The following is a 25659-nucleotide window of genomic DNA, read 5'->3' on the forward strand; positions in this document are numbered from 1 at the left end:
ATCATGTTGATCGCAGGCGGGCTTGTTTTTTCTACGATCCGGTCGATATGCCGCTGCATATCACCAGCCTAATTACACGGGCCAATAAAATAAAAGATGACAGATTAATAAGGTGTATATCGCAATGAGTGTTGCTATTGCTGAAAAGAGTAATCCCGCATCAAAGTTGAAATGGGAGAAAAGTGATTCGGTATGGACCATGGGCTTATATGCCACTGCGGTCGGTGCCGGTACACTGTTTCTCCCAATTACCGTTGGCAGTAATTCGCCGGTTATTTTGCTATTTATATTATTGATGGCATTTCCGCTTTCTTATTATTCCCATCGAGCATTGAGTCGTTTTGTATTATCCAGCTCCCACCGGGAAGGGGATATTACCCACGTGGTGGAAGAGCACTTCGGTGCGCGGGCGGGCAAGCTGCTGATGCTGGTCTACCTGATGGCCTTCTACCCCATCATTCTGGTCTACAGCATCTCCATCACCAACGCGATCCAGAGCTTTGTGGTGCACCAGCTGGGCAATGCCGAGATCCCGCGCGGCCTGCTGGTGCTGGGGGTGATGCTGGGGCTGCACCTGGTGCTGCTGGCAGGCAAGCAGATCGTGGTGTCGGCCATCAGCGTGCTGGCCCTGCCCATGGTTGCCTTCCTCATCGGCCTCTCCATCTATCTGCTGCCCCAGTGGAGCCTCTCCTACTTCAGCGAGAGTCAGGGGGTGGACTGGCGTGACCCGGCATTTTGGAAATCCCTCTGGCTGATCGTGCCGGTGATGGTGTTCTCCTTCAGCCACGCGCCCATCATCTCCTCCTTCAGCGCGGCGCAGAAGAAGCGCTGTCAGGCGAGCGCCGACCAGCGCGCCAAGCGGATCATCAAGTGCAGCAGCCTGCTGATTTGCGGCAGCGTGCTGTTCTTCGTGGTGAGCTGCGTGATGAGCCTGAGTCAGGCCGAGATGGCGCAGGCCCGCATCGACAATATTTCGGTGCTGTCGGCGCTGGCGAACAAGTTCTCCAATCCGCTGATCGCCTACGTGGGGCCGCTCATCGCCATTCTGGCCATGTCCAAATCCTTCCTCGGCACCTCCATGGGGGTGAGCGAGGGGACGGTGAGCATGGTGAACGGTGCCTGTCAGGGGCTGGGGCTGTCGCTGCGTGAAGCGACCATAGCGCGGGTCTCGTCGGTCATTCTGTTCGTGGTGACCGGGGTGATTACCTACCTCAACCCGAACGTGCTGGAGATCATCGAGAAGGTGAGCGGGCCGCTCATCGCGGTGATCCTGTTCCTGCTGCCGGCCTGTTCCATCTATCGTCTGCCCGCCCTCAAGCGTTATCGCGGGGCGAGTACCCTCTTCGTGCTGGTGATCGGGCTGCTGGCCATCTCGGCCCTTATCTACGATCTGCTGTGACGGCGGATCCCGCACAAGTCAAAAAGGGCGACCCATGGGTCGCCCTTTTTCTTGGTGTTGCCGTTAGCCAAGCAGGGGGGAGACGCTCTGGCCGGCCATCAGCAGGCCGATGGCCAGGGCGCTGAACCAGACCAGGGTGGCGCTCACCAGCAGGTAGCCGCTGGCGACGAACAGACCGTCGCGCTGCAGCATGCCGATGGCCAGCAGCAGGATGGCCCAGGCCGGCATGGCGTTGGTGAAGGGGATGGCCCCGAGCGGCAGCATCAGCAGCAGGGCCGCCAGCATGATCAGCAGGCCGTTGCAGCGGTTGATGGTACTGCTGCCGGTCAACAGCAGCAGGCGCGGGCGGATGAAGCGATCGATACGGGCCAGCAGATCCGCCCCCTTGTGCAGGGTCGGCTTGAGCTGCTCGGCGGCGAAGCGGCGCTCCATCAGGATGGCGGGCAGCCAGGGTACCCGGTTGAGGGTGATGCCGATGCCGATGAACAGGATCAACAGGCCAAACGGGGTGCTGACGCCGGGGATGGAGACCGGCAGCAGGAAGGGCACGGTGAGCAGCACGCAAAACAGCAGCATGCCCTGTTCGCCGACCAGGGCCAGCATCTGGCGCAGGCTGATATGGCTGTCCTCGATGGCGTGGGCGGTGGCCCGCAGGGTATCGGAGAGCTTGTTCTGGGGGTCGTTGAGTTGCGCGGCAACCATTCCCTGATGTCCTTCTGGTGAGTTGAACCGGCTCACCATGAGCCGATTGCGCGCCAGCATACGTGGCACAGGTTAATCCGGGATGAATAACCGCAGGCGCGGATGTGCCGTCTGACCGGCAGGGCGCCGGTGGTGGCGACAGAGTGTGATCTCTCCGCTGAAAATCGCTTGATACAGGCCGGGTTTAGGATGGGGGCCAGTGGGCTCTGATATGCTTGACGGGCACTGATGCAGCGCACGGAGGAGCCGTGATGAAACGAGCAGGGATCATGATGATGGGGCTGTTGTTGCCGCTGGGGCAAGCCTGGAGCGCCGAGGGGGAGGCCGCCCTCGGCTGGCAGGTGACGCCGTTTTTCGGCTACAGCTCGGCCATCGACTTCGAGGCCAATGACGACCCCAAACCGACGCCTGTCGCCACCCGGCTGGAGTCCTTGCAGGGGGAGCGCTCCGGCAGCTGGGGCCTGTTCATCAGCAAGGAAGTGGATGACCCCGGCATGATAGAGCTGCTCTACAGCCACCAGTCCACCCGCCTCTCCCCCGATCAGCCGGATCGGTTGACGGTGGATACCCTCCACTTTGCCGGGGCGCTCACCCTGTCGGACAACCTGATGGCCCCCTACATCGGCGCCGGTATCGGGGCGACCCGCTTTGCCGCCTACGACAGCGAGGTGGCCCCCTCCATGTCGCTGGCGCTCGGGGTGCAGCCGCGCCTGACCGAGCATCTGGCGCTGCGGGCCGAGGTGCGCGGTTATGGCTCGCTGGTCAACGACAACAGCCAGTTTCTCTGCAACCCGGACCAGTGCGTGTTCAAGGTGCGCGGCGAGCTGGTGACCCAGTGGCAGGCCAATATCGGCCTGACCCTGCGGTTTTGAGCTCCTTGAACCGCGGCGACTTGCTGCCCCTGCCTCGTACACTGCCCTCGCTGTCGACCCCGCGGCTGTTGCTGCGGGCATTGGATGCCGGGGACAGTGCCGAGCTGTTCGCCATCTACGGGGACTCCGAGGTTATGCGTTTCGTCGGCGAGCCGCCGTTTCCCTCCCTTGCCACCGTGGCGCAGATGCTGGCGAGCGTCGCGCGGTTGCTGGCCGCCGGCGAATCGCTGGAGTGGGGGCTGGTGGCGCGCGACAGCGGCCGCCTGATCGGCACCTGCGGCCTGCACAGCTTTGCGAACGAGGCCGGTCTGCGCCAGGCGGAGGTGGGTTGCATGCTGGCTCGCAGCCACTGGGGAGAGGGACGGATGGCAGAGGCGCTGACGGCCCTGATCGCCTATGCCCGCCAGCTCGGCATCACCACCCTGCTGGCGGATATCGAACCGGACAATCTGCCCAGCCAGCGGCTGTTTCGGCGGCTGGGCTTTGTCTGGCAGCAGGCTAGCTGCTACCGCTTGTCGCTTGAGAGGATCACACCAGACCGCGGGTGCGGCGGCTGAGCGGCTCGTTGACGTCGAACAGCTTGAACTGCACCGCGCTGGCGCCCATGGCGAGCACCCGCTGCTCGTGCATGGTGGCGTAGGCGAGGGCGCTGGCCTCATCCTCGAACAGATAGATGCCGCCAGCCTCGCCGGTGCGCGGGTTTTCGGTCCAGATCTTGGAGATGAAGCCCGGCTCCTTGGTGATGGACTCGGCCAGCGGCATGGCCGCGGCGGTGAGGGCCGGTCCCATCAGCTCGGCGGGGAAGTTGAAATGGATCTGCAGCAGGCTGGGCATGGTGAACCTCTCGTGGGCGTTGAATGACTAAGCCCGCATCATAGGAAGCCGGCATCTTGGCTGCAAGAAGGCACATTTTCGTGGCATAGTTACCGCAAAGTAACCACTTGCGAGCCATCCCTTGTCCTCACTGCCCTGTCCCGCCTATCGGGTGCTGCGCCTGCTGGCCGGCAAATGGAAACCGGCCATCTTGTTTCATCTGCGCGCGCAGACCCTGCGCTTTGGCGACCTGCGCCGCAGCCTGCCCGAGGTGAGCCAGAAGGTGCTCACCGCCCAGCTCAAGGAGCTGGAGAGCGATGGCGTCATCATCCGCACCCTCTACCCCGACGTGCCGCCCCGGGTGGAGTACAGCCTGAGCCCGCTCGGAGTCGCCCTGCTCCCCCTGCTTCAGCAGATGCACGACTTCGCGCTGAGCCACGGCGATCTACTGGCGCAGTGCGAAGCGGGGGCGGCCCGCGACGAACCCCATCTCGGCGAGCCCAGTTAATCCCGCGCCGGCCAGACCATCACCCACTCGGCGCAGCCGGTGTGGGGATCCACGCCCTCGGCCGCCACCTGAAATCCTTGCGCGCGATAGAAGTCGCACGCGGTCCGGTTCTGCTGATAGACCTGCAGCCGCAGGGTCGGCAACTGCTGTTTGGCGTGCTCGAGCAGGGCCTTGCCCAGCCCTTGCCCCTGCTGTGCGGGAACCACGAAGAGGGCAGCCAGGGAGCCCTCGTGCAGGGAGTAGAAGCCCAGCACCTGCTCACCCAGGCAGAGCAGCTGGCTGTCGGCGGCGGGCAGATAGATCTCCCGCATCGGCGCCAGGTTGGCGTGCCAGTAGGCGGGCTCGATGAAGTGGTGGGCCTGCAGGGAGGCCTCCAGCCAGATGGCGAGGACGGCCTCGGTGTCGGCCGGGGTGAAGGGGCGGATCTGCATGGGTGTCTCGTCTGGAATCATCACAAGGGAGGCATGGTAACAGCACAGGCCCCGTCGTCACCCGGCGAGTGGCCAAACTGCTACCCCCATAACAAAACAGGCGACCCGCAGGTCGCCTGTTGCCGTTAGCCGGCGTAGGGGAGGGAGGAGTGGTGCAGCACGATGCGTACCTTGCCGTCGTCCCCCTTCTTGAAGCCCCAGGTCTTGTCGACCGTGGTCTGCTTGTTGTCTCGGTCGGTCAGGTGCACCTTGCCCATGGTGAGGGCCATGTCGCCGTTGATGTAGACGGCGGCATTGCTGTAGTCGTAACTCTGCCAGTTCTTGAGGGCGAAGCCGGTGTCGGCGGGATAGGCCTTGTTGTTGCCGACGAAGTAGGCCAGCGCCCCTTCCTGATTGATGCGGAAGGTCTGCTCGCCGCCGGCCAGGGTCGGCTTGAACAGCACGGGGCCATGGCTGTAGCCGTAGGCGCCGTCGAGCACGGCGGTGGCGGTGGCTCTGGCCTTGTCGATGCCGCCGCTGCGGTAGTCATCGCTGATCTGGATCAGGGCCTTGCCCCAGGCATCCTGCGCGGCCTTGATCTCGGCTTCGGTGATGTTGTTGTTGGCGATCTGGGCGGCGCTGAGGGAGCCGCTGGCGGCGAGCAGAACGAGGACAAGGCCGGATTGCTTGGTGAACAGCATCTTGGTGAGCAACTTCATACGGTCGTGACTCCTGGGTGTCGCGTTTAAGGAGTCCCGGAGTTTATCTATTCGTGATGAATAAAAATTGAACCCCCCATTCAGCCTTGAGTGGGGAGGGATCGGCCTCCCTCCCATCCCCTGTTCCCCTCAGCGGGCCCGCAGCAGCCAGCGACTGGCCGCCCCCAGCGCCAGCAGCCGGTAGCTGAGCAGGGAGAGCGCCAGCAGCGCCGGCACCTTCAGCAGCTCCCACCACACCTGCTTGCCCTGCGGGCCGAAGATCATCAGCCACACCACCAGCATCATGTGCAGGCAGTAGAGGCCCAGCACCTTGGGGGCCTGGCGTTCGAGCCAGCTGCCCCGGCCCCAGCCCGGGTTGGCCAGCAGCAGGCCGAACAGCCCCAGCGCCCAGGGGAGCGAACCCAGCAGGAAGTCGTGGCGGTTGAGCGGCACGGCGGCAAAGTGCAGCAGCCCTGCGGCCTCCAGGGCGTAGAGCCCCATCCCCGCCATCATCAGCAGGGCGCAGTGCCTGGCATCTGGCTGCCAGGCGCGCAGGCGCAGCTCGGCGCCGAGGGTCACGAACAGCAGCGAGAAGAAGGGGCCGTTGCGGGTCAGCAGGGCCCACTCACCCCCCAGCAGCGGCGGGCCATAGGAGCCGCCGAGCAGGGCCAGCCCGTAGAGCAGAGCACCCAGCAGCAGGGCCAGCCGGGGCAGGCGGGCCTGCTGGCAGAGCGCCAGGATCAGCACCGCCAGCATCAGGGCGGGCAGGAACCAGAGGTGGATCATGCCGCCCACCCACCAGGCGTTGAGCGGATCCCCCAGCTGCATCTGCCACTGGCTCGCCATGGCCGGCAGGTAGCCCTCGCTCACCGCCGCGAGCGGGTTGAAGGGGATCAGCACGTAGAGCAGGCTCCATGCCAGCCAGAGCCCCAGCAGGGGGCGGCAGTAGCGCAGCGCCACGGTCAGGGGATGGCCTGCGGCGAGGGCGGGTTGCAGAAAGTAGCCGGCGCAGAGGAAGAACAGCGGCACCGCGAAGCGGCAGAGCTGGTTGATGACGCCCCCGAGCCAGAAGTAGAGGGTGCCGTCCCACAGGGTGGGGTCGAAGGGGTTGCTGAAGGGGGAGAGGTGAATGGCCATCACCGCCATGATGGCCACCACCCGTCCGCATTCGATGCTGGAGATGCGCATGCTGCCTCTTGCCGCTTGGGTTGAGGGCGCAACCCTAGCAGCCGCAGGCGATCCTCATCCAGCCGCCAGGCCGGCAACTGTGACCCCCATCGGCGGCCGGTTACCCTTTGTTACCCGAGGTGCGGGCAAGGTTACCGCCGCCGAGAGCCAGATCCCGTTTTGCCGTCGGTAAATGCGCTAGAGCAGGGCCACCAGCACGGTGACCAGGGCGCCCAGCAGCAGCAGGGCGATGCCGCGCGCGGCCGGGCCGTGCAGCTTGTTCCACATCAGCAGGCTGGTGAGGGCCAGCAGCAGCATGGCCAGCGCCGCCAGATCCCCCACCAGCTGCCACGGCAGGCCGGTGCCCATGCCGCGGTGCAGCCGGTTGAGGCTGGCGGCGAAGTTGGCCTGCTGCAGTTCGGTGCGCACCAGCAATGTGCCCGCCACATAGCTGGCGGCCACGCTCTGGCTGAGGGTGACGCCGCGCATCTCCCAGCGGGCCGGCAGGGTGAGCGGGCCGTCGGGGGTGGGCAGGGTCTGGGGCGGGGTGAGCTGGACGCGCCCCTCCTCGAACCCTTCTGCATAGCGTTGCTGCAGCAGGCTTTTCAGCTCATCCGGGCTGGTCAGCGGTGTGCTCAGCACTATCTCTTCACTGGATTTATCGGTGTGGGGGCCGGGCAGCGGCAGCACGGCCCTGTGCTGCAGCCAGAGGCCGGTGAGGCCGTAGAGCAGCATCAGGGTGAGGGTGGCAAAGCCGGCCCAGGCGTGGATGCGGCGCACCCACTTGTTGTTGTGCAGGGGGAGTTTTCTGCGTTTCATCGCTCGGTGCTTCATAAAAATCTGGCCAGCGAACGCTGGCCAGAGGGATCGGGAAAAGGCGGGGATCAGAAGCGGTAGGCGGCGCTCAGATGCAGCTGACGGGGTGTGCCCGGCATGATCTGGGAGGCGCTGGTGGCGCTGACGAAGTAGTCGTGATCGGTCAGGTTCTCCACGCTCAGCTGGGTTTCCCACTGCTGCCAGCGGTAGCCGGCACGGGCGTCGAAGCGGGCGTAACCGGGCAATGTGGTGGTGTTGGCGTTGTCGGCGAAGCGATCGCCCACCGCGGTCACCCCGGTCTCGCCGAACCAGCCCTGCTTGCCGCTCTGATAGCCGGCGAACAGCTCGCCGTTCTGGCGAGAGACGTTCATCGGCCGCTTGCCTTGCAGATCGGCGTCCGCCTTGACCTGCTCGGCATCCTGGATGGCGATGCCGCCGCGCAGGTAGAGCTCGTCGGTCAGCTGGGCGCGGGCGCTCAGCTCGATCCCCTCGGTGCGCTGCAGACCGGTGAGGATCACCTTGGTGGGATCCAGCGGATCCTTGCTGCGCTTGTTGTACATCTCCAGCCGGTAGAGGGAGAGGGTGGTCGCCAGGCGGCCATCCAGCCAGTCGCTCTTCACGCCGCCCTCGTACAGCCGGGTGTGCTGGGGATCCAAGTTGTTGTTCTTGTCGCCCGGGGTGATGCCGATCAGCTCCCCGCCCACCGGGGTGAAGGTCTTGCTGTAGGAGGCGTAGAAGGCATGCTCCTCGATCGGGTTCCACACCAGGCCAAGGCGCGGGCTCAGGCTGGTGACCGAGACGGTCTCCTCCTTGTTGAGGTCGTTGCGGCGGCTGGTGACGGTGAAGTCGTCGCGGCGCAGACCCGCCAGCAGGTGCCAGTCGCCCAGGCTGAGCTGATCCTGCACATAGAGGCCGTAGCCGCGCACCTTGTGGTTGGCGTCGCTGGAGAGCTTCATGGCGCCGTCGTAGGTGGGCAGGGAGCCCGGATCATAGAGGTTGCCGGCCGGGATCGCGGTGGCGTTCTGGTAGAGCTTGGGGGTGCGCTCCTGCCAGTTCTGCTCGAAGCCCACCAGCAGACGGTGCTCGATGGGGCCGGTCTGCAGCTGGCCTTCGGCCTCGGTGTTGCTGATCAGGCTGTTGGCCTTGAGATCCTGCTGCCAGCGGGAGCGGGTCACCTGATCCCCCTTCACGCTGGTGACATAGGTGTTGTCGAACTGGCTGTCGAGGCTGGTGTAGCCCAGCTGCTGGCGCAGTTGCCACTGATCGTTGATGTCCCAGGTAAGGCGGGAGCGGGTGGACTGGGCCACATCGTCGATGAAGTCGCGGCGGGTGTCGCTGTAGACATACTCCTTCGGCACGTTGGCCGGCCGGCCGTTGACGCCGGGGATGCCGCGATCCGGGGTGCGGTCGTGCTCATTGCGCTCGTACTGCAGCAGCCAGTTCAGCTTGTCGCTGATCTCCCAGTTGACGGAGGGGGCCAGCAGGGTGCGCTTGCTGGTCACGCCGTTGCGAAAGCTCTCTTTGTCTTCCTGGGCCAGGTTGAGGCGCACCTGCACCTGCTCACCCGCTTCACCGTTCAGGTCGGCGGCCAGCCGGCGGCTGTCGAAGCTGCCGACCTGGGCGCTGACGCTGGACTCCAGACCCTTCTGCGGTTTCTTGCTGACCCGGTTGACGATGCCGCCGGTGCTGCCACGGCCATAGAGCACCGCCGCCGGCCCCTTGAGCACTTCGACCCGCTCGGTGTTGCCAAGGTCGCGGGTGTACTGCATGTCGTCGCGAAAACCGTCCAGATAGAAGTCGTTGCTGGCGCTGAAGCCGCGGATGTTGACCCCGTCGAAGCGGGTGTCACCGCTGGCGTTGACGCCGGGGATGCCGGTCAGCGCCTCGCTCAGGGTGGGCTGGCCGAAGGCGGTCAGCTCGCTTGCCTTGACGCTGTCGATGGCCTGCGGCACCAGCTTGGCCGGGGTGCTGGTACGGGTCGCGGTGGCGACCTCTTCATGTTGGCTGCGTTTGCCGACCACTGTCATGGTCTCGTCTTCGGCGTGTGCGCCGGCGCTCAGGGCCAGCAGGGCGACACTCAGCAGAGTGCGCGGGTGGTGAGGTGTGTGCATGTTGCGTGTTGACTCTTGAAGAAGCGACCTGATGGTCTGAACTTATTGATTTATTTGTAATTATTTTGTTTTCTCCCATTTGGGAGGATGCTAATGATATTGATTTTCATTAGCTGTGCAATAGAAACATGTTTTGGTTATGGGACTGGGTATCGGATGGCTCGCCACCGCCGACAGGGCGCCCTGCCGGCAAGGTGACGGGAGGAGGGAAGAAGGGGGATGAGGGGCTCAGTGGTCGGCGGAGGAGGGGGCGATCTCGGCCAGCTGCTTGCCCAGTACCAGCCGCGGCGCCGGGTCGGTCTGCAGCGGGATATCCTGCAGCGGGGTGCCCTGCAGGTTGCGGTGGATGATGTTGGCCGCCATCTGGCCGAGGGCTCGATAGCTGCTGATGGTGCCGACGGTGCAGCCGTGCTCGACATAGAGCTCGGCGCTGCAGATGGTGGGAATGCCCGCCTCGTTGAGGGCGGCCAGCAGTTCGGGGGCGATGGAGAGCAGGTAGCTGTCGGCGGCGAGAAACACGATGCTCTCTTTGGCGTCGCGCTGCAGCCGCTTGAGCTCGCTGGCCAGTCGCCGCTTGTCTGGCGCGATGCGCCAGGTGGTGAGTTCCCACTGGTAGCGACGGGCTTCGCGCAGCAGCATCTCGCCGGTCAGCAGGGTGTTCTGCTCGCGCGGGTTGAACGGCAGCAGCAGCCCCTTCCCGGCGGGCAGATAGCGGCGGGCGTTGGCGAGCTGCAGCGCCATCGGCACCATGTTGCTGGTGCCGGCCACCATCCGGTTTTCCGTCTTGTCGTCGGACAGGAATCCGGCCCCGACGGGGTCGGACACTATGCTGAAAATCAACGGCTTGCGGTTGCCCACCAGGCTCTTGACCATGGCCGTGGCGGTGGTGCCGAAGCAGTAGATGTAGTCGTAGTCGGCGAGGGAGGGCAGCAGTTGCTGGCGCAGCAGGGTAGCCAGCACGGTTCTGTCCTGATTGGCGTTGAAGGTAACGAAGGTGGGGTGATGACCGAGCCGGTTCAGCTCGTCGCGAAAGCCGCGCTCGGCATCGGTCTCGCCGCGCCACAGCACCATGGCGATGGTCAGCGCCTGGACGGGCAGGGCGCAGAGCAGGCAGCAGCAGATGAGCAGGCGTAGCGGCATGATGATCTCCTCGTCGTGGTTCTGTTGAGCCTAGATCATGGGGAGCAGGGCACGCCGACGCGGATGCAAAAGAGCGCGCCGGCTGATGCCGGCGCGCGCAGTGCAGAGGAGCCCGACTTAGAAGTCGTAGCGGGCCGCCAGCTGGAAGTCATCCTTGACGTTGAGCTTGCCGCTCTCTTTGCTGTCGAGGTTGTTGATGCGGTATTCGCCGATGACGCGCAGGTTCTTGTTGAACTTGTACTGGGCGCCCAGGGTGTAATAGTCGATGGAGTCATAGTCGGCCTTGCCGTCCTGCTCTACCTTCTGCTTGTTCCACAGCGCCATCAGGCCGAAGCCGTTCTCGAAGTTGTAGCCCAGCGCCCCTTCCCAGCCGGTGTGATCCTTGCCGGTGGCCAGGAAGTCGGTGCCGTCCGCATAGCTCAGGGCGGCGTAGACGGCCTTGTTGTCGTACTTGGCGGAGAGCAGCCACAGCTTGGCATCCTCTTCCCCGTTCTTGTCGCGGATCCCCACGTTGTAGGCGGTGCCCAGCGCCAGGTTGAACGGGAAGGTGTAGGCCACGGCGGCGCCGTAGGCGGCATCGCTGTCCTTGCTGGTGGTTTCTTCGGTGTCACCGCCGTCGAACTTGTAGCTGGTGTCTACCTGGAAGCCGTTGAACAGACCGGAGTACTTCAGCACGGAACCGGCACGGTTGGTGGCGAAGGTGTCGGTCTTGGCGCCCAGCGCGTCGTTGCCGTAACCGTCGGAGAGAGAAACGTCGGTCCAGTCAGCCAGGAAGCCCGGGGCCCCTTTTTGGCGACCGAAGGTGATGTTGCCCCAGTCGGCGCCAACACCGGCGAACGCCAGACGGGTGCGCAGGTTGTCGGAGTTCTCGCTGATGGTCTTCTCGCTGTCGTTGATGTACATCTGCACTTCGTACTGGGCCAGCGCCTTCAGTTGGCTGTTGATCTGGCTGTCGACCTTGGCGCCGAAGCGGACGAACTGATTGGCGCCCTGCTTGTCGCTGTACTCCTGGGTCCCGTTCGGATGGGTGCTGTCGACCCCTTCCTTCTTGTCTCCGAAGAACTGGCCGGCGTAGATGCGGCCGTACAGATCCAGGGTGGTGGTGTCATTCTTGTAAACTTCAACGGCGTGAGCCTGGAAGGCCGCGGTGAGAGCCAGTGCCACTACAGTCAGCTTTTTCATCTTAATCCCTTGTGTTGCAAGCTTTGTTGTAAAAGACGGGGGCCATGCTAGGCAGGGGGGATGACAGCGGGGTGACACTCTCGTGAAGTGTCGGTGGCGGTTTGATGTCAAATTGGTGAAAGGGCCGTGTTTTGTGTGACGAACCGCCACTTTTGCGCGCAAAGGTTTGCCCTTGTGGTAGAATGCCGCCCGTTTTCGAGCTCCAAAGGTTGGATATGCGATGAGACGTGAACTGGCAATCGAGTTTTCCCGAGTGACGGAAGCGGCTGCACTGGCTGGCTACAAGTGGCTCGGACGTGGTGACAAGAATATCGCCGATGGGGCGGCCGTTGCGGCCATGCGCCATATCCTCAATCAGATCCAGATCGATGGTGAGATTGTGATCGGCGAGGGTGAAATTGACGAAGCCCCCATGCTCTACATCGGCGAGAAGGTGGGCACGGGTCTGGGCGACGCGGTGGACATCGCGGTCGATCCCATCGAGGGTACCCGCATGACCGCCATGGGTCAGGCCAATGCCCTGGCCGTGCTGGCCGTCGGCGACAAGGGCTCCTTCCTCAAGGCCCCCGACATGTACATGGAGAAGCTGATCGTGGGTCCCAAGGCCAAGGGGGCCATCGACCTCGATCAGGCGCTGGAGCTGAACCTCAAGGCCGTGGCCAAGGCGCTCGGCAAGCCGCTCTCCCGCCTGACCGTGATCACCCTGGCCAAGCCGCGTCACGACAAGGCGATCAAGGAGATGCAGGGGCTGGGTGTGCGGGTGTTCGCCATTCCCGATGGCGACGTGGCTGCCTCCATCCTCACCTGTCTGCCGGACAGCGAAGTGGACATGCTGTATGGCATCGGCGGCGCACCGGAAGGGGTGATCTCGGCGGCGGTGATCCGTGCGCTGGACGGCGACATGCAGGCCCGCCTGGTGCCCCGTCATCAGGTCAAGGGCGACAGCCCGGAAGTGCGTGCGCTGGGCGAGCAGGAAATTGCCCGCTGCGAGGCACTTGGCATCGACGTGAGCAAGGTGCTCAAGCTGGAAGACCTGGCCAAGAATGACAACGTCATCTTCTCGGCCACCGGCATCACCAAGGGTGATCTGCTGGACGGCATCACCAGCGACGGCGTCATGGCGACCACCGAGACCCTGCTGATCCGTGGCAAATCGCGGACCATCCGCCGCATCAAGTCGATCCATTTCCTGGATCGCAAAGACAGCGTGGTGCGCGACATCATCCTGTAAGCAGGAAGATGGCTGTTGCTGAACGACCAAAGCCCGACGCTGTCGGGCTTTTTGTTGTCTGCTTGCAAGGGGACTATTTCATGACGGGGCCGGGATAACAGTGAGGAAAATCCCCGCCCTTTGCTAAACTGGTTCGCCCTGCCGAGGAAAGCATTACATGGAATGTCGTCAAGGTTGCGGTGCCTGCTGCATCGCCCCCAGTATCAGCAGTGCCATTCCCGGCATGCCCGACGGCAAACCGGCCGGCGTGCCCTGCGTGCAGCTCGATGCGCGGCTGGGCTGCAAGATCTTTGGCCAGCCCGAGCGGCCGGCGGTGTGTGGCGGCTTTCGTCCCATGCAGGACGTGTGCGGCTATCACCGGGAAGAGGCCATCTGGCTCATCGGTGAACTGGAGCGGCTGACCGCCTGAGCCCTTGACCCTCTCCCTCGGGGAAAGGGTGGCTGCTGGTTCCCCTTCATCCCCGACCCTTCTCCCACGAGGGGAGAAGGGAGTGCTGCCATTCGGAACAATCCCAATAAAAAGAGGCCGCAACTGCGGCCTCTTTTTATTTCGCGACGAACTGGTATTAGACGTCGGCCAGCTGCAATGCCTGGCGGTAGTACTCGTTGGCCTTGTTGGTGAGGCGGCGCTTGTCCATCACCTGACCGAGCGCGTGGTAGACGGCGGCGTTCGGCGCTTTTGCGACCTCCTGCTCCAGCAGGCGCTGGGCATCGTCCAGCTGACCGGCCAGCAGGTAGACCTGGGCCAGCGCCGCATCGACGCCAGGCTGATCCTGGATCTTCTGCAGCAGGGTCAGCATCGGCTGGTAGCTGTCGAGCTTGAGCTTGGGCAGACGGGCCAGCAGCTGGGGCGAGACCTGCTTGCGCAGCGCATCCAGCCACAGCTCGGCGGCCTCATTGTCGGCTCCCAGCTGGCGCAGGCGATCGCCATAGGCGGCCAGCAGATCCGGATCCTGGCGCAGCTTGCGCGGTAGCTCCTGCCAGATCGGGCGCAGCGTCTCGAGGGCGCCGCTGGCAGCGTTCAGGCGACCACGCCAGGCCTGCTGCAGCAGATCCTCTTCCTGTTTGGGGGTCAGCTTGCCCACCTTGTGCAGCACCGGAATGAGGTCGATGAGGGCAGCCCAGTCCTCGCGGGCCAGGTGCACCTGGCGCAGCTGGTCCAGCACCATGGGGTGGCGCGGGTTGAGGGCGTAGACGGACTCCAGCATGGCCAGCGCGGTGTCGTACTGGCCCTGCTCGATCTGCAGCTGGGTCTGGGTCAGGGTCAGCGCCAGCTCGGCCTTGGGGTTCTCCTCCTGCGCCTTTTGCAGGTATTGGTCCCGGCGCACGTCATCGCCACGGGCCTGGGCCGCCTTGGCGGCGCTCAGGTAGTTGAGCAGCGGGGTGTCGCTGTTGCTGGCACCCTTGAGCATCAGCTTTTCGGCCTGGCTGTAGTGCCCCTCGGCCATGGCCAGGGTGGCGGCCACGGTCTGCTGGTTGGCCTTGCGGCGCCGGCGCGAGCCGTACCAGCCCAGCGTCTTGCGGCGCAGGCCGAATACCCGGCCCAGCAGCCACTCGACAATGAGCAGGGCACCGTAGAACAGCACCGCCAGGATCACCGCACTGGTGACCGACGATTCAACCGTATAGTTGCCCAGCGAGATCAGCACATAGCCCTTGTTGCCGGAGGCCTGCGGGCCGAAGATGAGGCCGGCCACCATGGCGGCCACCAGTACAATCAGACGAATCATGGTGCCCTCCTCAGTTGCTGGCCAGAATGCGCTGCAGGCGCTCGGTCAGCACCTCTTCCAGCATGGCCTGGGTCTTGAAGCGATCCGGATAGTTGAACTGGATCTGCTCCCCCTTGAGCTTGTCCAGCTCGGACTGCATGTAGTGGGTGGCGCTGTTGTCGGTATCGAAATACTGGGTCAGCCAGCGCTGGGCCTTGTCCAGGCTGTCGTCATAGAGGGCCTGCTGCTCGCGGTAGACGGCGAGCTGGGCCTGCAGCAGCTTGGTCTTGAGGTTCTCGCGCAGGAAGATCTCCTGCTGCGGGGAGAGCAGGGCCTCCACCGCGCCGTCACGACGGCGGATGGTGATGAAGTTCTCGGTGAACTTGACCCAGTTCTTCTTGAGATTGCTCTCCCACTCGTCCGGGTTGGTGCTGACGGCCTGATCGGGCTCGCTCTTGGCTTCCGGCATGCTGACGGTGGAGAGTGGCAGCAGCTCGATCTGATCGGAGAGGGCGGCCAGCTTCAGGGTCAGCCCTTCGCGGTCGATGCGCGGCATCCCCTTGAGCTGGGCGATGTCTTCGGCCAGCGCCTTGCGGATGGGCATCAGGCTGGGATCGTTGAGCGCCTTGATGCGCTCGTCGGCATTGCCGAGCAGTGTGATGGCGGAGACGAGGTCGTGTTCCAGCCACAGCTTGCGACCGGCCATCCGCACCAGGTATTCGGATTCGGCCAGCATCCAGTCGTTGGGGCGCTTGTCGTTGAGATCCAGCACCCGGGTCTGCAACCCCTTGAGCTCGTCCTGCAGCAGTTGCTGCTGCTTGCCGAGGGCGGCCAGCTGTTCGCCATCCTTGCTGTTGCTCTGGTCAAGCTTGTTCATGGCCTCGGCCAGTTGCAGCTTGAGCTGGTTCAGCTCGCTCTGCTGGGCCACGGCACTCTTGTGGCCGTGCAGATAAAGGCCGCCGGTCAGGCCGAGGGCCAGCAGGATGGCGATGCCGCCGACCACAGCGCCCGAGCTGCCCTTCTTGTTGTTGACCTTCTGGCCGGGTTGCTTGTTGTCGGCCACGGAGGCCGCGGCACTCGGCTGGACTTCTTGCTGTTCAGTCATTCCATCTTCCTCAGTTCCAGAGCGGCCGTCAGGGCCTGGTTGGATGCACCCTGGGCAATCGTGATATGGGTAAAGCCCGCCGCCGCGGCCATCTCGGCCACCCGCGGGCTGGGCACCACCAGCAGGCGGTCGTGCAGCCAGGGCAGCTGTTGGTCCGGGACCAGCTCCAGCAGCCGTTGCAGTAGTTCACCGCTGGTGACGAGCAGGCTGTCGAGCCCGGCCGCCTGCCAGTGGCGGGTCAATGCGTCCCCGTCCAGTGCGGGGTAGTGGCGCTCATAGGCCGCACAATAGTGCACCAGTGCGCCGCGTGAGGCCAGCGTCCGGGCGATGAGATCCCGGCCGCCATTGCCGCGCAGGATCAGCACCTGCTTGCCGTTCACCTGTTGCAGGCCGGGCAGGGCCAGCAGCCCTTCGCTGCGCGGATCGTCCGGGCTCAAGGCCTGGATGCCCACCTCAGAGAAGGCATCCGCGCTGGCCTGGCCGACCGCAAAGTAGTCAATATTTGGCCAGGTCTGACCAGTTTGCAACAGAAAATGATGAGTGAAATGAACTGCATGCACGCTGACGGCGATGACGATGTCGGCCTGGGGCAGCAGTTCGGGCAGGCGGTGCAGTTCGCTGCCCGCCACGGTTTCCAGCAGCGGGCAGCAGAGCGGTGCGTGGCCGTGCTGGCGCAGCAGCGCCGCCAGCTCGGCGGCCTGGGCGGCCGGGCGCACCACCAGCGGGATCATGCCCGGTAGACCTCGGCCAGGATGACATCGGCGCCATCGGCCAGCAGACGCTGGGCCAGGGTGTGACCGAGGGCCTCGCCGTCGGCCAGCGGACCGCGGATCTCGTCGCGGATGACGCGGCTGCCATCCGGGCTGCCCACCAGGCCGCGCAGCCACACTTCTTCCCCCTGCACCAGAGCATAGGCCCCGATAGGTACCTGACAGCCCCCCTGCAGGGCGCGGTTCATGGCGCGCTCGGTCAGCACCCGGATGCGGGTCTCTGGGTGTTCGAGTGGGGCCAGCAGGACGTGCAGCTCGTGATCGTCGAGGCGGCATTCGATGCCGACTGCACCCTGGCCGTTGGCGGGCAGGCTCTGTTCCGGCTCGATGAAGGCGGTGATGCGGTGCGCCATCTCCAGCCGTTTCAGGCCGGCGGCGGCGAGGATGATGGCGTCGTATTCACCGGCGTCCAGCTTGGCGAGACGGGTGTTGACGTTGCCGCGCAGGTCGCGGATCACCAGATCCGGGCGTGCCGCGCGCAGCTGGCACTGACGACGCAGGCTGGAGGTACCGACCACGGCTCCCTGCGGCAGCTCATCAATCTGGCCGAAGCGGTTGGAAACAAAGGCATCACGCGGATCTTCGCGCTCGCAGATGGTGTGCAGGCCGAGCCCCTCGGGGAACTCCACCGGTACGTCTTTCATGGAGTGAACGGCGATGTCGGCCCGTCCCTCCAGCATGGCGGTTTCCAGCTCCTTGACGAACAACCCCTTGCCGCCCACCTTGGCGAGAGGGGTATCCAGGATCTTGTCACCCTGAGTGCTCATGGGTACCAGCTCGACCTGCAACTCGGGGTACAGGGCTTCCAGCCGGTCTTTGACGAAGTTGGCCTGCCACAGGGCCAAGGGGCTCTTGCGAGTGGCAATTTTCAGGGTTCGGGCTGCCATATCAATCAGTTGTTTCATCTTTAGAAGGAAAACGATCTTACCACCCTTTGCAGGGGCTTTCATGGCGCAGCCCGCAAAAGCGGGCTCAAGCTCAAAAACGGCCGCTGAAAATGATTTTTATTAAGTCTGGCTTGCCGGTTAATTTATTGAAATTACAGATTTTTATTGCTTTCCAATGATACTGTTTAGTGACTTGTCATAAATAATCCGGCGATTGTGTGCGGGCTTGTTTACCACCGCTGTTTGCATTGTTAACATGATCACACTTTTTTGACGTCTCCCCGTTTTGGTGCGTCATTTCTTACCTCGGTATAGGCAGGGCATTGCTGGTAAAACTCGACACGCTGGTGGCGCGCTACGACGAACTCAATCGTCTCAAGACGCAACGGGCGCTAGGTCTCATGAGTCGCTACGGGCAGCAGGTTTTTCAGCTGCTACCCGTCATGCTGCACTTCAATCACCCCCTGCTGCCCGGTTATGTGGCGGGGGATGTGCCGCACGGCATCTGGAGTTTTACCGCCAATGACGCCCAGCAGGCCTTCATCGAGGACCTGTGCCAGAACGCCAACTGCCTGAACGGCCTCACCACCCATGACAAGTCGATCCAGGGGCTCTACTCCATGGGCAGCACCTCGTCCATCGGTCAGTGCTGCCACTCGGATCTCGACATCTGGGTCTGCCACGTGGCCGGTTTGTCGCAGGAGCGGCTCGAGCTGCTGGATCTCAAGTGCCAGCAACTCTCCAAGTGGGCCGAGCAGCGGGGGGTCGATCTCAACTTCTTCCTGATCCCCGAGGACAAGTTCCGCCAGCGCAACGATGCCCAGATGCAGGGTGAGAGCTGCGGCAGCGCCCAGCACCTGCTGCTGCTGGACGAGTTCTACCGCAGCGCCATGCTGATCGCCGGCAAGCGGCTGCTCTGGTATCTGGTGCCCAGCGAGTATGACGACCACTACGACGACTACGTCAACGGCCTGTTTGCCCACGGCAAGCTGAGCCAGGATGACTGGCTCGATCTCGGTGGCTTCAACCGCATTCCGGCCGAGGAGTACTTCGGCTCCGCCCTCTGGCAGCTCTACAAGGGCATCGACTCTCCCTACAAGGCGGTGCTCAAGTCGGTGTTGATGGAGGCCTACTCCCACGAGTATCCCAACACCCGTCTGCTGTCGGTGACCAGCCGCGACTGGTTCCAGCACAACGAGGGGATGCACTACCGGCTCGACAACTACTGCCTGATGCTGGACAAGGTGACCAACTACCTCAAGTCCATCGGCGACATGCAGCGGCTCGATCTGGTGCGCCGCTGCTTCTATCTGAAGGTGTGTGACGGCCTCAGCCACCCGAAAGAGGAGCACTCCCCGGCCTGGCGCCGCGAGCAGATGACCCAGCTGGTCTCCTACTGGGGCTGGAGTCAGGAGCGGTTGCATCATCTGGATCACCGCCAGGAGTGGAAGGTCGAGGACGTCAAGGTGGCTCACGCCGAGTTGCTGGAAGCCCTGATGCAGAGCTACCGCAATCTGATCCAGTTCGCCCGGCGCAACAACATCAGCGAGTCCATCAACCCGGAAGACATCGGCATCCTGTCGCGCAAGCTCTATGCCGCGTTCGAGAGCCTGCCGGGCAAGGTGCAGCGCATCAACCTCAAGATTGCGCCGGACTTGAGCGAGCCGGATCTCAGCTTCGTGCAGGTGCCGCACGGCCGCTTGAACCGCGCCGGCTGGTATCTCTACAAACATTCGCTGGAACCGGCGGACATCATCGGCCGGGCGCCGCTCGAATATAACGGCTACATCAGCAAGCTGGTGTCGTGGGCCTACTTCAACGGCCTGCTGACGCCCCAGTCCCGGGTGCACCTGTTCAACCAGGGCTCGGATCTGCACATCGACAACCTGCACCAGTTCTGTCGCGATCTGTCCGGCACCTTCCCGGTCAAGTATCCCCGCGCCACCAACCTGGCCCTCAGCCGGCCGTGCGAGATCCGCCAGCTCTCCATCTTCCTCAACCTGGAGACGGACCCGACCAGTCACTGGGTGGGCCAGGTGATCGAGTTCGACGCCAATGCCGCCGACGTCTTCTCGTTCGGCCGCAACCAGGAGTGTCTGGTGGGCTCGGTGGACCTGGTCTATCGCAACTCCTGGAGCGAGATCCGTACCCTGCACTTCCAGGGGGACGAGGCCGTGGTGGATGCTCTCACTACCATCCTCGGCAAGATGCACCAGGATGCCGCCGCCCCCGAGATGATCGAGGTGTTCTGCTACAGCCAGCACTTCCGCTCTCTGGTGCGTACCCGTTTCCAGCAGCTGGTGGCCGAATGCATCGAGCTGCGCCTGGCTCGCGACAAGCAGCAGCTGGTCAAGACGCTGGCGCTCGGCAAGGAGAAGTACGGCATCTTCTTCGAGCGGCGCGGGGTGTCGGTCAAGAAGCTGGAGAACGCGGTCGACTTCTATCGCCACATCTCCCACAACAAGCTGGATCACCTGCCGCTGCGGCTCGACAAGACCCACAGCCAGCATCTGCCCGGTATCGTCGACGCCTATGCCAGCGAGGGGCTGGTGCAGTTCTTCTTCGATACCCGGGATGCGGGCACCAACATCTATATCCTGGACGAGGCGAACCGGGTGGAGATCTACCAGCACTTCGCCGGCAACAAGGATGAGCTGGTGCAGGGGGTGAACCGCTTCTATACCTCCAGCCACGAGCGCTTCAGCGACGCGGGCCAGTTCAGCAACTTCAACCTGCCCCAGTACTACGAGATAGTGCAGATCAACGGCGAGCTGGAAGTGATCCCCTACCGCAGCCAAGGTCAGCTGCGCGACGGTGGTCAGGGGCGCGAGCTCGGCTCCGCCGCAGGCGCGGGGTAGGGCAGGGGCCGGTCCGGCGTGCGCGCAAGCGCCCTGGTCTCGGCCCCCTGCTGCACAGGATCATCGCTCATATCGAATGAAAACGGCCTGCATCTGCAGGCCGTTTGGCTATCCGCGGTTGGCTCAGCCCGCGAGGCGGGCCAGCAGCCACTGACGGATGTCGTCGAGTTGCGGGCGGCAGATCTCGTGGCTCATGGGGTACTCGTGCCACTCGAGGGAGAGCCCGGCCGCCTCCAGCCGGTTCTTGGCGTCCCAGCCCATGGAGAGGCTCACCACGTCGTCATAGATGCCGTGCATGTAGCAGATGGGCAGGCTGCGGGCAGCCTCGCTCATCTCGCCGAGCAGGGTATCGGGGGCCGCCAGGTAGGTGGACATGCAGAGCAGGCCCGCCAGTTGCTGCGGCAGGCGCAGGGCGGTGAAGGAGGCAATCACGCCCCCCTGGGAGAAGCCGGCCAGCACGATGCGCTCGGGGGCGAAGCCCTCCGCCACCAGTTGTTCGATCAGCGCGGCGATGCGGGCCGCGGACTCCCTGACGTGGGACTCCACGGCGCGGTCCGCCGGGTTGTCGAAGCTCTTGATGTCGTACCAGCCGCGCATCTTGTAGCCCATGTTGATGGTGATGGCGCGCTCCGGCGCATCGGGCAGCAGATGACGCACCGGCAGGTCGGCGGGCAGCGCCAGCGCATCCACCAGCGGGGCGAGGCCGGCGCCGGAATCCCCCAGCCCGTGCAGCCAGATCACCGCGTGACGGGCGCCTTCAGGGTGCAGATCGATCATGGCGGGCTGCGTCATCATGGGAACTGGACGGGTTCGCCCGCCTGGGTGGTGCAGGCCTTGCTCAGCAGCGTCTTGAGCTCGTGACCGAAGCGGTTGTCGATCCAGCTTTCCCCTTGCAGCTCGAAGTGGAAGCCGTTCTCGCGGGTGGCGACCCAGATCTGGTGCAGGGGTTCCTGCTTGTTGATGATGACCTTGGTCTTGTTCTCGAACGACAGGGTCAAGACCCCGCCGGCACGCTCACAGTCAATATCCGGATATCCTGCGTCGACGGTGTCCTCCACATATTGGAAAAAGGCGTCGGTCAGGGCGTGATACTCGTGATCCTTCATCGGTTTATCCTGTTGCTTTTAACAATGTGAGTGCGATTATAGAGGGCCAAAAATTTTTTCGCAGCGAACCATTATGATTACCCAGCTTACCAAGTGTCTGCTTGCCACTCTTCTGTCTCTTGGTTTGGCCGCGTGTGGCCTGACGGGACCGCTCTACATGCCGCCCCCCGAGCAGCCCCAGACCCAGAGTACACCGCAAGCACAGACGCCTGCGACCGCCGAGGCTGCCCCAGAGGCCGCGCCGCAATAATTTAGGAAGGAACCGCCCCCTTGGATCACTTTAACTACGACGCCGACGGCCAGCTTCAGGCCGAACACACCTCGCTGCAACAACTTGCCGAGCAGTACGGCACCCCGCTGTACGTCTACTCCCGCGCCACCCTTGAACGCCACTGGCACGCCTTCGACAAGGCGGCGGGCGACATCCCCCATCTCATCTGCTATGCGGTCAAGGCCAACTCCAACCTGGCGCTGCTCAACCTGCTGGCACGCCTTGGCTCTGGCTTTGACATCGTCTCCGGTGGCGAGCTGTCGCGGGTGCTGGCGGCGGGCGGCGATCCGGCCAAGGTGGTCTTCTCCGGGGTGGCCAAAAGCGAAGCCGAGATGCGCCTCGCGCTGGATAAAGAGATCCTCTGTTTCAACCTGGAGTCGGAAGCCGAGCTGGAGCGTCTGAACCGAGTGGCGGGCGGCATGGGCAAGAAGGCCCGGGTGTCGGTGCGGGTCAACCCGGACATTGACGCCGGTACTCATCCCTATATCTCCACCGGCCTCAAGCAGAACAAGTTCGGCATTCCCATCGAGCAGGCGCCCGCCATCTACCGCAAGGCGGCGGCCATGGCCAACATCGAGATCGTCGGGGTGGATTGCCATATCGGCTCGCAACTCACTGAACTCAATCCGTTCATGGAGGCGGCCGACAAGCTGCTGCGGCTGATCGACGGCCTGGCGGCGGAAGGCATCCACATTCACCACCTGGACGTGGGCGGGGGCCTGGGGGTCAATTACGGCGCCGAGCAGCCGCCTCATCCCAGCGAATATGCCGAGGCGCTCAAGCAGAAGCTGGCGGGCCGGGATCTGACCCTGTTGTTCGAACCGGGCCGCGCCATCGTCGCCAACGCTGGCGTGCTGCTGACCCGGGTGGAGTACCTCAAGCCGGGCGAGACCCGCAACTTCGCGCTGATCGACGCCGGCATGAACGATCTGCTTCGTCCCTCGCTCTACGGCGCCTGGATGAACATCATCGAGGTGGACAGCCGTACGGCCCACGAGCCGGCGCTGTACGACGTGGTCGGCCCGGTCTGCGAGACCGGTGACTTCCTCGGCAAGGAGCGCACCCTGGCGATCGCCGAGGGCTCCCTGCTGGCGGTGCGTTCCGCCGGTGCCTATGGCTTTACCATGTCCTCCAACTACAACACCCGTCCCCGCGCCGCCGAAGTGCTGGTGGACGGAGCGCAGTCGTTCCTCATCAGAGAGCGCGAGCAGTTGGCCGATCTCTGGCGCGGTGAGCATTTACTGCCCTGATTGTTAATGGATTTCTCTAAGCGTTCCTCCAGGTGAGAGCGTGAACAAGGGTACAGGAACGCACGATGTTGATAGATTTTTCCAAGATGCACGGGCTGGGGAACGACTTCATGGTGGTGGATGGCGTCACCCAGAAGGTGTTTTTCAGCAATGAGGTCATCAAGAAGCTGGCGGATCGCCACTTCGGCATCGGCTTCGACCAGCTGCTGCTGGTGGAGCCGCCCTACGATCCCGAGCTCGACTTCCACTACCGCATCTTCAATGCCGATGGCAGCGAGGTGGAGCAGTGCGGCAACGGTGCCCGCTGTTTCGCCCGCTTCGTGCGCCTCAAGGGGCTGATCAACCGGGATCGCATCGCGGTGAGCACGGCGCGCGGCCGTATCGTGCTGCAGCTGGAAGGGGAGAACCAGGTCACGGTCAACATGGGGGTGCCCCAGTTCGAGCCGGGCAAGATCCCGTTCCGGGCCCAGAAGGCGGAAAAAACCTACCTGCTGCGGGCCCAGGAGCATACTGTGATGTGCGGGGCCGTCTCCATGGGCAATCCTCACTGCGTCATCGAGGTGCCCTCGGTGGCCGATGCGCCGGTGGCGACCCTGGGTCCCATCATGGAGCGACACGAGCGTTTTCCCGAGCGGGTCAACGTCGGCTTCATGGAGATGGTGAACGCCAGCGAGATCAAGCTGCGGGTGTTCGAACGCGGGGTGGGCGAGACCCTGGCCTGCGGGACTGGCGCCTGTGCCGCCGTGGTGGTGGGCATCAGCCAGGGCAAGCTCAAGGAGCGGGTCACCGTCACCCTGCCGGGGGGCAAGCTGACCATCGCCTGGAAGGGGCCGGGTCAGCCGGTCTACATGACCGGGCCGGCCGAGCACGTATTTGACGGTCAGATAGAGTTATAGGCACGGGCGGGGAGGCCCCCGCTCAGCCAAGCACTAATGTCGGGGCCTTGCGCCCCTTTTTCGGATGGACCAACCAAGTTATGAGCGAACTCAAACGGCAGGAACCACTGGTGGATGAAGCCACAGTGCTGGAGTACCTGGCCCGTTATCCCGAGTTTTTCCAGCGCCACGCGGCCATGCTGGACCGGATCCGCATTCCTCACGAACGCAAGGGCACCGTCTCCCTGGTGGAGCGCCAGCTGGACAGACAGCGCGAGCGCATCGAGCAGCTGGAGCAGGAGATCACCGAGCTGATGGGGATCGCCAGCGAGAACGAGCGGATCTTCCGGGTCTATGCCGATCTCTACGGCGAGCTGTACGGCTGTCAGAGCCTGTTCGAGGTGAGCGCCGTGATGGGCAAGGCGTTCGTGCAGCGGCTGCGGCTGACCGGCCTGCGGCTCTGGCTCAGTCCGAAAAAATTCCAGTTGAGCGGCCCCGAGCAGAAGTTCATGGCGGAGGGCAGACAGCTCGAGCAGCTGCTGGGTCAGCGCCTGCCGGGTCAGGATTACTACTTCGGCCGGCTCAACCAGAGCGAGAAGCAGGCGCTGTTCGGCCACGACGTGCTGGTCAACTCGGTGGCGCTGATGCGGCTCGGCGATCTCGGCGTGCTGGCCTTCGCCAGCTCGGATCCGAGCCACTTCACCCCCCACAACGACACCCTGCTGCTGGGCCAGCTTGGCCGCCTGCTGCAGCTGCGTCTGCCCGAGCTGGCGCGTGGCTAAGACGCCGGCCAGATCCCCCGCCAAGGCGCCGCCAGCCGCCGAGCCCCTGCCGGCCGCGCTGGCCGACGAGCTGGCGGCCTTCATCGAATACCTGCGGGTCGAACGCCAGCTCAGCCCGCACACCCGCAGCAACTACCAGGCCCATCTGGAAGCCATGACCGCCGAGCTGGTGAAGCTCGGGGTCGACGACTGGGCCCGGCTCGAGGCGAGTCAGGTGCGCAGTCTGGTGACCCGGATGCACAAGGCGGGGCTGGCGCCCCGTTCGCTGGCCACCAAGGTCTCCGCCCTGCGCAGTTTCTGCGACTGGCAGGTGCGGCAGGGGCGACTGGTGGCCAATCCGGCGCGCGGCATCGTCACCCCCAAGCAGGGGCGGCCGCTGCCCAAGAACCTGGATGTGGACGAGATGTACCAGCTGCTCAACATCACCGACGAGCAGGATCCGCTGGCGGTGCGGGATCGCGCCATCATGGAGCTGATGTACTCCTCCGGCCTGCGACTCGCGGAGCTGGTGGGGCTCAATCTGGCGGACGTGAAGCTCGACGAGCGCCAGCTCAGGGTGACCGGCAAGGGCTCGCGAGAGCGGGTGCTGCCGGTGGGGCGGATGGCGGTGGAGTGGCTGCACAAATGGCTCAAGCTGCGCCCCCTGCTGGCCGGCGACGAGCTGGAGGCGCTGTTCGTCTCCAAGCGCAAGCAGCGGCTGTCGGCCCGCTCGGTGCAGGAGCGGCTCGACGGCTGGGGCAACAAGCAGGCGCTCAACGCCCACGTCCATCCCCACAAGCTGCGCCACAGCTTTGCCACCCATATGCTGGAGTCTTCCGGCGATCTGCGGGCGGTGCAGGAGCTGCTGGGTCACGCCGATCTCTCCACCACCCAGATCTACACCCACCTCGACTTCCAGCATCTGGCCAAGGTGTATGACAGCGCCCATCCGCGGGCGAAGCGGGATCCCGCCACTCCGGACGACGAATGAAGAGGGCCGGGCCCGCTCGGTCCCGAC

Annotated in this window: 27 protein-coding genes; 12 read left to right on the top strand and 15 right to left on the bottom strand. The window is 64.1% G+C overall.

Going from position 1 to position 25659, the window contains the following annotated elements:
* The first annotated feature begins 124 nt into the window (after positions 1-124).
* Complete coding sequence (locus R2E40_RS02215; RefSeq protein WP_024945675.1) at positions 125-1399, top strand: amino acid permease; 1275 nt, start codon at positions 125-127, stop codon at positions 1397-1399.
* A 63-nt stretch (positions 1400-1462) separates the two neighbouring features.
* Here R2E40_RS02215 and R2E40_RS02220 read toward each other — a convergent pair whose 3' ends face one another.
* A complete protein-coding gene (locus R2E40_RS02220) occupies positions 1463-2101 on the bottom strand; it encodes an exopolysaccharide biosynthesis protein (RefSeq protein WP_318164656.1) in 639 nt (212 codons plus the stop codon).
* 251 nt (positions 2102-2352) lie between these two features.
* On the opposite strand from R2E40_RS02220, the gene R2E40_RS02225 reads away from it, so the two are divergent.
* Both R2E40_RS02225 and R2E40_RS02230 read left to right on the top strand, forming a co-directional pair.
* On the top strand, positions 2353-2973 hold the full coding sequence (locus R2E40_RS02225; RefSeq protein WP_042064640.1) for an outer membrane beta-barrel protein: 621 nt from the start codon (positions 2353-2355) through the stop codon (positions 2971-2973).
* Positions 2970-3530 carry a GNAT family N-acetyltransferase gene (locus tag R2E40_RS02230; RefSeq protein ID WP_412055136.1) on the top strand — a complete coding sequence of 187 codons (561 nt, stop codon included), beginning with the start codon at positions 2970-2972 and terminating at the stop codon, positions 3528-3530. The genes R2E40_RS02225 and R2E40_RS02230 overlap by 4 nt, the downstream gene beginning before the upstream one ends.
* Here R2E40_RS02230 and R2E40_RS02235 read toward each other — a convergent pair.
* Positions 3502-3807 carry a monooxygenase gene (locus tag R2E40_RS02235; protein ID WP_318164657.1) on the bottom strand — a complete coding sequence of 102 codons (306 nt, stop codon included), beginning with the start codon at positions 3805-3807 and terminating at the stop codon, positions 3502-3504. The genes R2E40_RS02230 and R2E40_RS02235 overlap by 29 nt on opposite strands.
* Positions 3808-3928: 121 nt before the next feature.
* Here R2E40_RS02235 and R2E40_RS02240 point away from each other — a divergent pair, with 121 nt between their 5' ends.
* Complete coding sequence (locus R2E40_RS02240; protein WP_257685661.1) at positions 3929-4294, top strand: winged helix-turn-helix transcriptional regulator; 366 nt, start codon at positions 3929-3931, stop codon at positions 4292-4294.
* On the opposite strand, the gene R2E40_RS02245 is transcribed toward R2E40_RS02240, so the two are convergent.
* The 7 genes from R2E40_RS02245 to R2E40_RS02275 all read right to left on the bottom strand — a co-directional run bounded on the left by R2E40_RS02245 (position 4291) and on the right by R2E40_RS02275 (position 11818).
* Positions 4291-4725: an N-acetyltransferase gene (locus tag R2E40_RS02245; protein ID WP_158198141.1), complete on the bottom strand. Its 435-nt coding sequence runs from the start codon at positions 4723-4725 to the stop codon at positions 4291-4293. The two genes, R2E40_RS02240 and R2E40_RS02245, sit on opposite strands and share 4 nt — an antisense overlap.
* A 125-nt stretch (positions 4726-4850) precedes the next feature.
* On the bottom strand, positions 4851-5423 hold the full coding sequence (locus R2E40_RS02250; protein WP_318164658.1) for a hypothetical protein: 573 nt from the start codon (positions 5421-5423) through the stop codon (positions 4851-4853).
* 129 nt (positions 5424-5552) lie between these two features.
* Positions 5553-6590 (bottom strand): acyltransferase family protein, encoded by a 1038-nt coding sequence (locus tag R2E40_RS02255; protein ID WP_318164659.1) that lies wholly within the window; start codon positions 6588-6590, stop codon positions 5553-5555.
* A 177-nt stretch (positions 6591-6767) separates the two neighbouring features.
* Complete coding sequence (locus tag R2E40_RS02260; RefSeq protein ID WP_318165529.1) at positions 6768-7454, bottom strand: PepSY-associated TM helix domain-containing protein; 687 nt, start codon at positions 7452-7454, stop codon at positions 6768-6770.
* The gene (locus tag R2E40_RS02265; RefSeq protein WP_318164660.1) at positions 7454-9496 is read right to left on the bottom strand and encodes a TonB-dependent siderophore receptor; all 2043 of its coding nucleotides are present in this window, start codon (positions 9494-9496) and stop codon (positions 7454-7456) included. Before R2E40_RS02265 ends, R2E40_RS02260 begins: the two co-directional genes overlap by 1 nt.
* Positions 9497-9724: 228 nt before the next feature.
* Positions 9725-10636 (bottom strand): ABC transporter substrate-binding protein, encoded by a 912-nt coding sequence (locus R2E40_RS02270; RefSeq protein ID WP_318164661.1) that lies wholly within the window; start codon positions 10634-10636, stop codon positions 9725-9727.
* A 117-nt stretch (positions 10637-10753) separates the two neighbouring features.
* Complete coding sequence (locus tag R2E40_RS02275; RefSeq protein WP_016349239.1) at positions 10754-11818, bottom strand: porin; 1065 nt, start codon at positions 11816-11818, stop codon at positions 10754-10756.
* 220 nt (positions 11819-12038) lie between these two features.
* Here R2E40_RS02275 and glpX point away from each other — a divergent pair, with 220 nt between their 5' ends.
* Both glpX and R2E40_RS02285 read left to right on the top strand, forming a co-directional pair.
* A complete protein-coding gene (gene glpX / locus R2E40_RS02280) occupies positions 12039-13049 on the top strand; it encodes a class II fructose-bisphosphatase (protein WP_016349240.1) in 1011 nt (336 codons plus the stop codon).
* 157 nt (positions 13050-13206) lie between these two features.
* Positions 13207-13458 (top strand): YkgJ family cysteine cluster protein, encoded by a 252-nt coding sequence (locus R2E40_RS02285; protein ID WP_017408866.1) that lies wholly within the window; start codon positions 13207-13209, stop codon positions 13456-13458.
* 157 nt (positions 13459-13615) lie between these two features.
* On the opposite strand, the gene R2E40_RS02290 is transcribed toward R2E40_RS02285, so the two are convergent.
* From R2E40_RS02290 to hemC, 4 genes are read right to left on the bottom strand one after another with little or no spacing between them, the layout of a single operon-like run.
* Positions 13616-14779, bottom strand: a complete 1164-nt coding sequence (locus R2E40_RS02290) for a heme biosynthesis HemY N-terminal domain-containing protein (protein WP_029301827.1) — start codon at positions 14777-14779, stop codon at positions 13616-13618.
* A 10-nt stretch (positions 14780-14789) separates the two neighbouring features.
* A complete protein-coding gene (locus tag R2E40_RS02295; RefSeq protein ID WP_318164662.1) occupies positions 14790-15863 on the bottom strand; it encodes a uroporphyrinogen-III C-methyltransferase in 1074 nt (357 codons plus the stop codon).
* Positions 15860-16594: a uroporphyrinogen-III synthase gene (locus tag R2E40_RS02300; RefSeq protein ID WP_318164663.1), complete on the bottom strand. Its 735-nt coding sequence runs from the start codon at positions 16592-16594 to the stop codon at positions 15860-15862. The genes R2E40_RS02295 and R2E40_RS02300 overlap by 4 nt, the downstream gene beginning before the upstream one ends.
* Positions 16591-17520: a hydroxymethylbilane synthase gene (hemC, locus tag R2E40_RS02305; protein WP_318164664.1), complete on the bottom strand. Its 930-nt coding sequence runs from the start codon at positions 17518-17520 to the stop codon at positions 16591-16593. Before hemC ends, R2E40_RS02300 begins: the two co-directional genes overlap by 4 nt.
* 323 nt (positions 17521-17843) lie before the next feature.
* On the opposite strand from hemC, the gene R2E40_RS02310 reads away from it, so the two are divergent.
* Positions 17844-20378 (top strand): class I adenylate cyclase, encoded by a 2535-nt coding sequence (locus tag R2E40_RS02310; protein ID WP_011704443.1) that lies wholly within the window; start codon positions 17844-17846, stop codon positions 20376-20378.
* Positions 20379-20501: 123 nt separating this feature from the next.
* On the opposite strand, the gene R2E40_RS02315 is transcribed toward R2E40_RS02310, so the two are convergent.
* Positions 20502-21155: an alpha/beta hydrolase gene (locus R2E40_RS02315; protein ID WP_318164665.1), complete on the bottom strand. Its 654-nt coding sequence runs from the start codon at positions 21153-21155 to the stop codon at positions 20502-20504.
* A 14-nt stretch (positions 21156-21169) separates the two neighbouring features.
* Positions 21170-21484, bottom strand: coding sequence for an iron donor protein CyaY (gene cyaY, locus R2E40_RS02320; RefSeq protein WP_011704445.1), 315 nt, complete (start codon positions 21482-21484; stop codon positions 21170-21172).
* A gap of 73 nt (positions 21485-21557) precedes the next feature.
* Between cyaY and lptM the strand changes: the two genes are divergently transcribed.
* The 5 genes from lptM to xerC all read left to right on the top strand — a co-directional run bounded on the left by lptM (position 21558) and on the right by xerC (position 25632).
* The gene (lptM, locus tag R2E40_RS02325) at positions 21558-21734 is read left to right on the top strand and encodes an LPS translocon maturation chaperone LptM (protein ID WP_017408874.1); all 177 of its coding nucleotides are present in this window, start codon (positions 21558-21560) and stop codon (positions 21732-21734) included.
* A gap of 20 nt (positions 21735-21754) precedes the next feature.
* A complete protein-coding gene (gene lysA / locus R2E40_RS02330; protein WP_016349249.1) occupies positions 21755-23005 on the top strand; it encodes a diaminopimelate decarboxylase in 1251 nt (416 codons plus the stop codon).
* Between the two features lie 65 nt (positions 23006-23070).
* Positions 23071-23901: a diaminopimelate epimerase gene (gene dapF / locus R2E40_RS02335; RefSeq protein WP_011704447.1), complete on the top strand. Its 831-nt coding sequence runs from the start codon at positions 23071-23073 to the stop codon at positions 23899-23901.
* 80 nt (positions 23902-23981) lie between these two features.
* Positions 23982-24662, top strand: coding sequence for a DUF484 family protein (locus tag R2E40_RS02340; protein ID WP_016349251.1), 681 nt, complete (start codon positions 23982-23984; stop codon positions 24660-24662).
* Positions 24655-25632, top strand: coding sequence for a tyrosine recombinase XerC (gene xerC, locus R2E40_RS02345; protein WP_106553490.1), 978 nt, complete (start codon positions 24655-24657; stop codon positions 25630-25632). The genes R2E40_RS02340 and xerC overlap by 8 nt, the downstream gene beginning before the upstream one ends.
* The last annotated feature ends 27 nt before the right edge of the window (positions 25633-25659 follow it).

The sequence above is a fragment of the Aeromonas sp. CD genome (assembly GCF_033349375.1).
Lineage (GTDB): Bacteria > Pseudomonadota > Gammaproteobacteria > Enterobacterales > Aeromonadaceae > Aeromonas > Aeromonas hydrophila.